Annotated in this window: 8 protein-coding genes; all 8 read left to right on the forward strand. The window is 68.9% G+C overall.

What is annotated here, in order from left to right; all coding sequences use genetic code 11:
• The coding region (locus WC969_15505) for a DUF6884 domain-containing protein (protein MFA6031255.1) at nt 1–351 on the forward strand (351 nt) is incomplete at its 5' end.
• Complete coding sequence (locus tag WC969_15510; protein ID MFA6031256.1) at nt 348–542, forward strand: hypothetical protein; 195 nt, start codon at nt 348–350, stop codon at nt 540–542. The genes WC969_15505 and WC969_15510, both read left to right, overlap by 4 nt.
• On the forward strand, nt 539–1,621 hold the full coding sequence (locus tag WC969_15515; protein MFA6031257.1) for a hypothetical protein: 1,083 nt from the start codon (nt 539–541) through the stop codon (nt 1,619–1,621). The genes WC969_15510 and WC969_15515 overlap by 4 nt, the downstream gene beginning before the upstream one ends.
• Complete coding sequence (locus tag WC969_15520; protein MFA6031258.1) at nt 1,618–2,850, forward strand: hypothetical protein; 1,233 nt, start codon at nt 1,618–1,620, stop codon at nt 2,848–2,850. The genes WC969_15515 and WC969_15520 overlap by 4 nt, the downstream gene beginning before the upstream one ends.
• Nucleotides 2,847–3,251: a hypothetical protein gene (locus tag WC969_15525; GenBank protein ID MFA6031259.1), complete on the forward strand. Its 405-nt coding sequence runs from the start codon at nt 2,847–2,849 to the stop codon at nt 3,249–3,251. The genes WC969_15520 and WC969_15525 overlap by 4 nt, the downstream gene beginning before the upstream one ends.
• Complete coding sequence (locus WC969_15530; protein ID MFA6031260.1) at nt 3,248–3,442, forward strand: hypothetical protein; 195 nt, start codon at nt 3,248–3,250, stop codon at nt 3,440–3,442. Before WC969_15525 ends, WC969_15530 begins: the two co-directional genes overlap by 4 nt.
• Complete coding sequence (locus WC969_15535) at nt 3,439–3,699, forward strand: hypothetical protein (protein MFA6031261.1); 261 nt, start codon at nt 3,439–3,441, stop codon at nt 3,697–3,699. Before WC969_15530 ends, WC969_15535 begins: the two co-directional genes overlap by 4 nt.
• Before the next feature lie 141 nt (nt 3,700–3,840).
• The coding region (locus WC969_15540) for a hypothetical protein (protein ID MFA6031262.1) at nt 3,841–4,240 on the forward strand (400 nt) is incomplete at its 3' end.

The raw sequence follows: 4,240 nt of genomic DNA on the forward strand, positions 1-4,240 counted from the left end.
CAGCTGTTCAAGGCGCAGTTCGAGGTCGCCGTCGCGCGGCACCCGCTCGTCTACATCCTCTCGGCCAAGTACGGCCTCGTAGAGCTCGACGCGGTCCTCGACTGGTACGACCAGGAGCTTGGCAAGTCGAAGAAGTACGACGAGGCCTGGGGCTTCAACGTCGCGTGCCACCTCGCGGCACGGCACCTGCGCCGCGGCCCGGCCCGCCTCACCTTCTACGCCGGCAAGAAGTACGTCGAGCCGGTGCGCGCCGGCCTCAAGGAGTTCGACTGGAACGTCACGGTCGTGGAGCCGATGAAGGGGCTCGAGATCGGGGAGCGCAAGCACTGGCTCAAGGAGCAGCTGCGGTGACTTCTTCATCGTCAAGAGGAGCGGGCGCCAAGTTCGACAAGGTCGCCAGGGAGTTCTGCGACCGCGCCGCCGTCGAGGGCAACCTCAAGACCTGGGACGGCAAGGACGTGTTCCTCAAGAGGTGCTACGAGCGGGTCGTGCGGTCCTTGGAGGCCGTCGAGAAGAACCTCGCGAAGCAGAGGCGGCGATGAAGCAGCCCTACTGGACCGCGAGCAACGAGGGCCCCGACCCGGAGGAGTGGAACGACCTGCGTGCGCCCTCCACCGAGTGGCCGTGGCCGGATGACTTCCACTACTACCAGAGCGGCACCAACCAGCGCGCCCGGTTCCTCGCCCAGGCCGAGCGCGAGACGAACCCCGGCACGACTACAGAGGAGCTGTCCGACGACCTCGTTCAGGACATGATCGAGATCCTCCTGCGGCACAAGGGGGCGAAGCTGTTCGTGGACAACGGCGCTTTCCCGGAGATGGTCGAGAAGGACAACAAGCCTACCTGGCCGAAGCCCATCACCGACGCGCAGTGGGTGAGGCGCCTGGGCTGGTACGACCGCTTCGCCCGCGCGCTGGGCCCCCGCGTGCTCCTGGTCCTGCCGGATCAGGTCGCGAGTCAGCAGGGCACCCTGGCCCGCCTCGCCGCCTACGCCGACGAGATTCGCGCCATCATGTCCCACGGGGCGCACGCGGTCCTCGCGCTGCAGGGAGGCGAGTGGGACCGGGCCGAGTTCTGGCGCGTGTGCATGAGCGTCCTCGAGGGCAACGGCGTCCCCAACCTCGACAAGGTCCGGCCGGGCCTGCCGCTGACGGTCAAGGCCCGCCCGCCGCCCGACGACGAGATCGCGGACATCCTGCGGCGCCTCGACCCGCGCCCGGAGGCGGTCCACTTCTTGGGCCGCGGCGTCCAGTCGGAGAAGTACGCCGGTACCTTCCGCGCCGCGACCCGCGTCCTGCCGGGCCTGCAGGTGTCCTCGGACTCCAAGAACGTCACGGGCAAGATGATGGGCGCCCGGACGCGCACGATGGGGCCCTACCTCATCGCCTTCGACGCCCTCAAGGACCTGGGCCTGCCGCCGCGCGAGGTCGAGCGGATGGCCTGGCACATGGCCCTCGACGCGATGGACGACAAGAAGCTCATCCAGGCGCTCGCCGCCGGCAGCTACGACGAGAACAGCGGCGTCGAGAGCGGCCTGGAGCAGCTGCAGGAGCTTGCGCGCGACGAGGTCGAGAGCACGGTCGAGCAGCTGGTGGACCCGGACTGGTGGAAGAAGCGATGAGCACGCCCGTCGTCCTCTCCTACGGCATGGGCGTGGACTCCACGGCCATCCTCCTGCGCTGGCTGGAAGAGCCGCGCAGCCGCGACTTCGATCTCGAGGACCTGACCGTCGTCACGGCGATGTTGGGCGACGAGTGGCCGGACACGAAGCGCCTGGTGGAGGAGCACATCCTGCCCCGGCTCCGGGAGCACGGCGTCCGCTACGTCCAGATCGCCCGCGCCGCCATGTCGATGCGTGCTGGTGTCGCCGTGCTGGACGACTCCACCAGCCCGCGCAAGCTCCACATCGAGGGTGCGTTTCGGCTCTCCGACGAGTTGCGGAGGGCCTCGACGCTGCCCGTCATGGCGAACCGGCGCTGCACCTTGAAGTTCAAGGGCTGGGTGCTCGACCGCTGGCTGCGCGACGAGTTTGGGGACCGCTCGTTCCTACAGGTGATCGGCTTCAACGCGGACGAGAAGAGCCGTGTCGAGCGCGACTCCAAGGCCTACACGACCATCGGGGAGACGGGCGAGAAGCGGGTGAAGCTGCCTGGGCGCAAGGGGGACTTCCCGCTCATGGGCTGGGGCTGGGGGCGCAAGGCGGTCGAGGACTACTGCGAAGAGGTCGTCGGGGAGCCCTGGGCCAAGTCCTGCTGCACCTACTGTCCGTTCCAGCGGGGCAAGGCCAGCGAGCGCAAGGGGCTCGAGATGCCCGAGGCGACCCTCGTCCGGTACCGCGACTACCCGGAGGCCGCAGCCGAGGCGCTGATGCTGGAGTACGTCACCCTGGCCTTCAACCCGCTCATCCCGCTCTTCGCGAACGAGGGGAGTTTGCGCCACCTGCTGCAGCGCGCCGGCATCACCACGGCCGAGAAGGCCCTCCAGAAGCAGCTGCACCGCGAGCCCTGGAGCATCTACCACCTGCGCCGCTACTTCACCGCGGCGGGGGGCAACGGGCGCTCCATCCGGCGCTACGGCACGACGCAGGCCGACCACGACACGATGGCGAACATCCTCTCGATGTTCGCGCAGGAGTACCGGTCGAGCGTCACCGAGGACGAGTACGGCATCCTCCGGGTGAGCCTGCGCGAGCGCAAGGGCAAGACCTCGACGCAGGACGAGTTCCTGGTGCTGGCGCCCTCGCGTGCCCAGGAGAAGGAGAAGCCCAGCTTCGCGAAGGCCTGGGCAGCGGAGACGGGGGAGAGGTTGCCTCCAGCTCCACGGGCGGTTGTCGAGGATGAGGACGAGTGAAAGCGAGGCTGCCGATGGACCGGAAGCTCTACTGCGTGAAGCACGGCAACAACAGCGTGCTCGACTGGATGCTGGAGGCCTGCTTCACCAGCAAGGCGAAGGCGCTCAAGAAGGCCCGGAGCCTCGCGAAGTCGTCCCGCACGGTCTTCGTCTACTCCGAGTCGGTCAAGAACCCCGGCGCCAACAACCGGAACATGGTCTGGAGCAAGCGGGGCTTCTCCGGCCGCGACCGCGAGACGCTGCCAGAGGCCGTGCGGCGCCTCGTCCACAAGGCCGGGAAGGCGCACCGCGACGACGAGGTCATCGACGCCATGTCGGGCGGGCTCCCGGCGGGCGCCGACCGGGAGCTGCGGGCGTTGGTGGCGAGGGTCCTCCGCGACTTGCGCCGCGAGGGCCGGTGAGGCTCGCGCTCCTCCTCGCGCTCCTCCTCGCCGGCTGCAAGCACACGCCGCCGGCCGGGGAGCCCTCGCCCGAGAGGACGCGCTGCATAGGTGAGTGCCTCCTCTCGATGCACTACCAGATCTGCCTGCAGACCTGTCTCGCCGCTGCAGCTGGACTCGCCGGCCGGGCCCGGCTACCTTCCGCCCCATGAAGACCGCCGAGTACAAGAGGGGCCTCGCCCGAGGGCGCCGTATCCGCAGTGAGCCGGGCGCCGCCGACGACGCCTGTGAGGCGGGCACCCGCGGCTACTGGCTGCGCTCGATGGCGGCGGATGCCTGCAGGACCGACCGCCGCAGCTACTACAGCCCCCGCGGCTCCCCCGACTGCGAGCGGGGCTACGCCGCAGGGGCGCGGCCGGTGGTCGCGGCCATCAGGCGGGCCAAGCGGTGCCGCCGCCAGAGGGGCTAAAAACCTAGTGTTTCCGGGTACTTAGCAAGAATCGACATATACCTGTTGACAACGTGTTTAACCCCCACTAGAGTCGAGGGTGTCAAGAGCAGCACGCAGCAACCACCGGGGCTTGGAGCCCCACAGACCTAGGAGGTCGTAATGAACACCCTGCACAGCCGCATCGCCGCCGCCCTGAACTGGACCGCCGAGGACGCGCAGTCCCTCTCCCTGCAGGCCCTGCGCGAGCTGGTCCGGCCGGTGGACGCGGCCCTGGCCGACGAGATCTCGAGGACCATCGAGTCCGGCGAGGTCCTGCGCCGCCCCGTCTCGCGCTGCCGCTGCGGCCGGGTGCTTCCCGAGGTAGCGGCTGGCGCTACTCCCTACGAGTTCTGCTCTGAGGCGTGCAAGCGAGCACTGGCCCCGAAGCCCGCCAAGCCCACCCCGCGCCTCGTCTGCGCCATCGCTCGCGACATCCGCAAGGACTGGGGCGTCAAGATCAACTACGCCGCGCAGCCCTACCTCAACGCCATGTTGGAGGCCGAGACGATCCACGACGACT

This window comes from Elusimicrobiota bacterium (assembly GCA_041660925.1).
Classification (GTDB): Bacteria; Elusimicrobiota; Elusimicrobia; order UBA1565; family UBA1565; genus JBAZUV01.

Bases quoted from the DNA above. Each gene is read 5' to 3' on its own strand.
- WC969_15515 (MFA6031257.1), top strand. From the start codon at position 539: ATGAAGCAGCCCTACTGGACCGCGAGCAACGAGGGCCCCGACCCGGAG.
- WC969_15520 (MFA6031258.1), top strand. From the start codon at position 1,618: ATGAGCACGCCCGTCGTCCTCTCCTACGGCATGGGCGTGGACTCCACG.
- WC969_15535 (MFA6031261.1), top strand. From the start codon at position 3,439: ATGAAGACCGCCGAGTACAAGAGGGGCCTCGCCCGAGGGCGCCGTATC.